The following is a 5,237-nucleotide window of genomic DNA, read 5'->3' as shown; positions in this document are numbered from 1 at the left end:
TCTTCCTGGGCGGCCCGCCGCTGGTGAAGGCCGCGACCGGCGAGGAGGTCACGGCCGAGGAGCTCGGCGGCGGCGACGTGCACGCCCGGGTCAGCGGGGTCACCGACCACCTGGCCGACGACGACGCCCACGCCTTGTCCATGGTCCGCGACATCGTCTCCACGCTCGCGCCGAAGCACCCCACGCCCTGGGAGCGCGCCCGTCCCGAGGAGCCGCTGCACGACCCCCGCGACCTGTACGGCATCGTGCCCGCCGACACCCGCACCCCGTACGACGTACGGGAGGTCATCGGCCGGATCGTCGACGGCAGCCGGTTCCTGGAGTTCAAGGCCGAGTACGGCCACACGCTGGTGACCGGCTTCGCTCACATCCACGGGCACCCGGTGGGGATCGTCGCCAACAACGGCATCCTGTTCAGCGAGTCCGCGCTGAAGGGCGCCCATTTCATCGAGCTGTGCGACCAGCGGAAGATCCCCCTGGTGTTCCTGCAGAACATCAGCGGGTTTATGGTGGGCCGCGCCTACGAGGCCGGGGGCATCGCCAAGCACGGCGCCAAGATGGTCACCGCCGTCTCCTGCGCCCGCGTGCCGAAGCTCACCGTGGTCGTCGGCGGCTCGTTCGGGGCGGGCAACTACGCGATGGCCGGCCGGGCGTACTCGCCGCGCTTCCTGTGGATGTGGCCCAACGCCCGCATCTCGGTCATGGGCGGCGAGCAGGCCGCCAACGTGCTGGCCACCGTGCGCCCCGGCGGCGAGGACGACGCGGAGTTCAAGCGCGCGATCCGCGAGCGGTACGAGGAGCAGGGCAGCCCGTACTACTCCACAGCGCGGCTCTGGGACGACGGCGTGATCGACCCCCTCGACACCCGCACGGTACTCGGGCTGGCCCTGTCCGCCACGGCCAACGCCCCCCTCGACCCCATCGGCTACGGCGTCTTCCGGATGTGATCATGTTCGACACCGTTCTTGTCGCCAACCGGGGCGAGATCGCGCTCCGCGTCATCAGGACGCTGCGCCGCCTCGGCATCCGGTCCGTCGCCGTGTACAGCGACGCGGACGCGGGCGCCCGGCACGTCCGCGAGGCCGACACGGCCGTACGGCTGGCCTCCGGCTACCTCGACATCGAGCAGGTGATCGCGGCCGCGAAGCTCAGCGGGGCGCGGGCCGTGCACCCCGGTTACGGGTTCCTGTCCGAGAACACCGCGTTCGCCCGGCGCTGCGCCGAGGAGGACCTGGTCTTCGTCGGCCCGCCGCCCGAGGCCGTCGAGGCGATGGGCGACAAGATCCGCGCCAAGGCCACCGTGGCGGCGGCCGGCGTGCCGGTCGTCCCCGGCGGCGCCGAGCCCGCCGACGACCTCGTGGAGGCGGCCGGGCGCATCGGCTACCCCGTGCTGATCAAGCCCTCGGCCGGCGGCGGCGGCAAGGGCATGCTGGTCGTACGCTCGCCGCAGGAGATGCCCCAGGCCATCGAGTCGGCCCGCCGCACGGCCGCCGCCGCGTTCGGGGACGCCACGCTGCTGGTCGAGCGGTTCGTCGCCGACCCCCGGCACATCGAGATCCAGGTGCTGGCCGACGCGCACGGCAACGTCGTCCACCTGGGCGAGCGCGAGTGCAGCCTGCAGCGCCGCCACCAGAAGATCATCGAAGAGGCGCCGTCGCCGCTGCTGGACGAGGCCACCCGCCAGAGCATGGGCGCGGACGCGGTGCGGGCCGCCAGGTCCGTCGGGTACGTGGGCGCGGGGACCGTCGAGTTCATCGTCTCCGGCGACGAGCCGGGACACCCGGGCTACTTCATCGAGATGAACACCCGGCTCCAGGTCGAGCACCCGGTCACCGAGCTGGTCACCGGCCTGGACCTCGTGGAGCTCCAGCTCCGCGTCGCTGCGGGAGAGCCGCTGCCGCTGGCGCAGGACGACGTACGCCTGCGCGGCCACGCCGTCGAGGCCCGCGTCTACGCCGAGGACCCCTCCCGGGAGTTCCTGCCCACCGGCGGGCGGGTGCTCGCGCTCGCGGAGCCGGAGGGCGACGGTGTGCGGGTGGACTCCGGGCTCCAGACCGGCACGGTCGTCGGCAGCGACTACGACCCGATGCTGTCCAAGGTGATCGCGTGGGGCCCGGACAGGGAGAGCGCGCTGCGGCGGCTGGACGCGGCGCTGCGGGCGACGACCGTCCTCGGCGTGACCACCAACATCGCGTTCCTGCGGGCGCTGCTCGCCGATCCCGACGTGGCGGCGGGGAACCTCGGCACCGGCCTGATCGACCGGCGCCTTCCCGCGCTGCTCGCCGCCGCGTACGGTGCCGGGCCCCTGCCGGACGAGGTGCCGGCCGCCGCGGCGCTGGTCATGCAGGACCGGCTGGTCTCGGCCGCCGGCGACGACCCGTGGGACGTGCCGGACGGGTGGCGGGTCGGCGAGCCCGCCTGGACCCCGTGGCTCCTGACGGCGCGGGGCGAGACCGCCGAGGTGAGGGTCCGCGGCCTTCCCCGTACGGGCGCGGAGGTGGCCGTGGGCGACGCGCCTGTCGCCGGGGCCGGGCTCGCCCACGGGCGGGACGGCGAGGTCTTCGTGACGCTCGACGGCCTGACCTCCCGCTTCACCCACGCGGTGGACGCCGGGACCGTCTGGCTCGGCAGGGACGGGCGATCGTGGGCGATCACCCCGCACGAACCCGGGGATCGCGGCGACCGCGCGGGCGCCGGCGGTGCGGGCGACGGGGTGGTCCGCAGCCCGATGCCGGGCACCGTGCTGCTGGTCAAGGTGGTCCCCGGCGAGCGGGTCACCGAGGGGCAGCCCCTGCTGATCGTCGAGGCGATGAAGATGGAGCACACCGTCACCGCCCCCTCGGACGGCGTCGTCGCGGAGCTTCCCGCACGAGCGGGCCGTCCGGTCGACATGGACGCGGTGCTGGCCGTCGTCCGCGCCGAGACCCCCGCGCCCGCCGCCACGGAAACGGAGACGGTCACGGACACGGACACGCGGACGGGAGGGTCATGATGCGCATGCCGTTCGAGGTCCCGATGGACGGGCTGCCCGACCGGGTGACGATCTACGAGGTCGGCCCCAGGGACGGCCTGCAGAACGAGTCGGCGATCGTCCCGGTCGAGGTCAAGGCGCGGTTCGTGGCGCGGCTGGCCGAGGCGGGGCTGACCACCGTCGAGGCGACCAGCTTCGTGCACCCCAAGTGGGTGCCCCAGCTCGCGGACGCTGAGGAGCTGCTGGGCCGGATGGAACGGGTGCCAGGTGTCCGCTACCCCGTGCTGGTCCCCAACGAGCGTGGCCTCGACCGGGCGCTCGACCTGGGCGTCACCGACATCGCCATCTTCGGCAGCGCCACCGAGACGTTCGCGCGGCGGAACCTGAACCGGAGCCTGGACGGCTCGATCGAGATGTTCACCCCCGTCGTCGGGCGGGCCCGCGACAACGGGATGGACGTCCGGGCGTACCTGTCGATGTGCTTCGGCGACCCCTGGGAGGGGCCTGTGCCGATCGACCAGGTCGTCCGGCAGGGCAGGCGGCTGCTCGACCTCGGCTGCTCCCAGCTGTCCCTCGGCGACACCATCGGCGTCGGCACGCCCGGGCACGTCACCGCCCTGCTGAGCGCCTTCGCCGAGGCCGGCGTGGGGCCCGAGCGGCTCGCCGTGCACTTCCACGACACCTACGGCCAGGCGCTGGCCAACACCCTCAGCGCTCTGCGCGCCGGGGTGACGGTCGTGGACGCCTCCACCGGAGGGATCGGCGGGTGCCCGTACGCGAAGAGCGCCACGGGCAACCTCGCCACCGAGGACCTTGTCTGGATGCTTTCCGGGCTCGGCGTCAAGACCGGCGTCGACCTCGCATCGCTGGTCGCCACCAGCGTCTGGCTGGCCGGGGAGCTGGGCCGTCCGAGCCCGTCCCGCGTCGTCCAGGCCCTGGCCAAGGAGGACCCGGCCGGCGACGTACCGGCCGGCGAGCGTACGGCGGGGCGATCCCCGGCCGACGAAGCCCGGCCCGAGTAGAGGAGTGAAGAGCATGCACCGGCTCAACGACGAGTACGAGGCGTTGCGCAAGACCGTCGAGGACTTCTCCAGGGACGTGGTCGCGCCGGTGATCGGCGACTACTACGAGCGCTGCGCGTTCCCCTACGACATCGTCTCTCAGATGGGGCGCATGGGACTGTTCGGGCTGCCGATCCCCGAGGAGTACGGCGGCATGGGCGGCGACTACTTCGCCCTCTGCCTGGCACTGGAGGAGCTGGCCCGTGTCGACTCCTCGGTGGCCATCACCCTTGAGGCCGCGGTCTCCCTCGGCGCCATGCCGGTCTACCGGTTCGGCACGGCCGAGCAGAAGGCCGAATGGCTTCCCCGGCTGACCTCCGGAGAGACGCTCGGCGCCTTCGGGCTGACCGAGCCCGGAGGCGGCTCCGACGTGCCCGGCGGCATGCGGACCACGGCCGTCCTCGACGGGGACGAGTGGGTGATCAACGGATCCAAGGCGTTCATCACCAACTCGGGCACCGACATCACCGGATTCGTCGCGGTCGCCGCCATCACAGGTCAGCGGGAGCGAGCGGAGGGCTCCGGGCGGGTCTCCCCGGAGATCACGACGATCCTGGTCCCGTCGGGCACGCCCGGGTTCACGGTGTCCAAGAAGTACTCCAAGGTCGGCTGGTCGGCCTCGGACACGCGGGAGCTGTCGTTCACCGACTGCCGGGTGCCCGCCGCCAACCTGCTCGGTGAACGGGGCCGGGGGTACGCGCAGTTCCTCCAGACCCTCGACGAGGGCCGCATCGCCATCGCCGCGCTGTCGGTGGGGCTCGCGCAGGGCTGCGTCGACGAGAGCCTGCGGTACGTCCAGGAGCGGCAGGCGTTCGGGCTGCCGATCGGCCGCTACCAGGCCATCCAGTTCAAGGTCGCCGACATGGAGGTGCGGGCCCACACGGCACGCCTGGCCTACTACCACGCGGCCGAGAAGATGCTCGCCGGCGAGCCGTTCAAGAAGGAGGCGGCCATCGCCAAGCTGGTGAGCTCCAACGCGGCGATGGACAACGCCCGCGACGCCACCCAGATCTTCGGCGGCTACGGCTTCATGAACGAGTACCCGGTCGGGCGCTTCTACCGCGACGCCAAGATCCTGGAGATCGGCGAGGGCACCAGCGAGGTCCAGCGCATGCTCATCGCCCGCCAACTCGGCATGCCCGCCTAGGGCATCCGGGTCGCGGGCGGGGGAACGTTCTCTTCGATCGAGGCGGCGCCGCGGCGAC

Annotated in this window: 4 protein-coding genes; all 4 read left to right on the top strand. The window is 72.7% G+C overall.

Features of this window, described 5'->3' with window-relative positions; genetic code table 11:
- On the top strand, window positions 1-947 hold a 947-nt coding region (locus AB0O34_RS36025), incomplete at its 5' end, for a carboxyl transferase domain-containing protein (RefSeq protein ID WP_363923353.1).
- A 2-nt stretch (window positions 948-949) separates the two neighbouring features.
- Window positions 950-2,992: an acetyl/propionyl/methylcrotonyl-CoA carboxylase subunit alpha gene (locus AB0O34_RS36020; protein ID WP_363923351.1), complete on the top strand. Its 2,043-nt coding sequence runs from the start codon at window positions 950-952 to the stop codon at window positions 2,990-2,992.
- The gene (locus AB0O34_RS36015; protein WP_363923349.1) at window positions 2,989-3,993 is read left to right on the top strand and encodes a hydroxymethylglutaryl-CoA lyase; all 1,005 of its coding nucleotides are present in this window, start codon (window positions 2,989-2,991) and stop codon (window positions 3,991-3,993) included. The genes AB0O34_RS36020 and AB0O34_RS36015 overlap by 4 nt, the downstream gene beginning before the upstream one ends.
- Window positions 3,994-4,006: 13 nt before the next feature.
- Window positions 4,007-5,179 (top strand): acyl-CoA dehydrogenase family protein, encoded by a 1,173-nt coding sequence (locus tag AB0O34_RS36010; protein ID WP_363923347.1) that lies wholly within the window; start codon window positions 4,007-4,009, stop codon window positions 5,177-5,179.
- Window positions 5,180-5,237: the final 58 nt, after the last annotated feature.

The organism is Sphaerisporangium sp. NPDC088356 (assembly GCF_040685555.1).
In the GTDB taxonomy this organism is placed as follows: domain Bacteria; phylum Actinomycetota; class Actinomycetes; order Streptosporangiales; family Streptosporangiaceae; genus Sphaerisporangium.
This window is presented reverse-complemented; position numbering and strand designations above follow the sequence as displayed.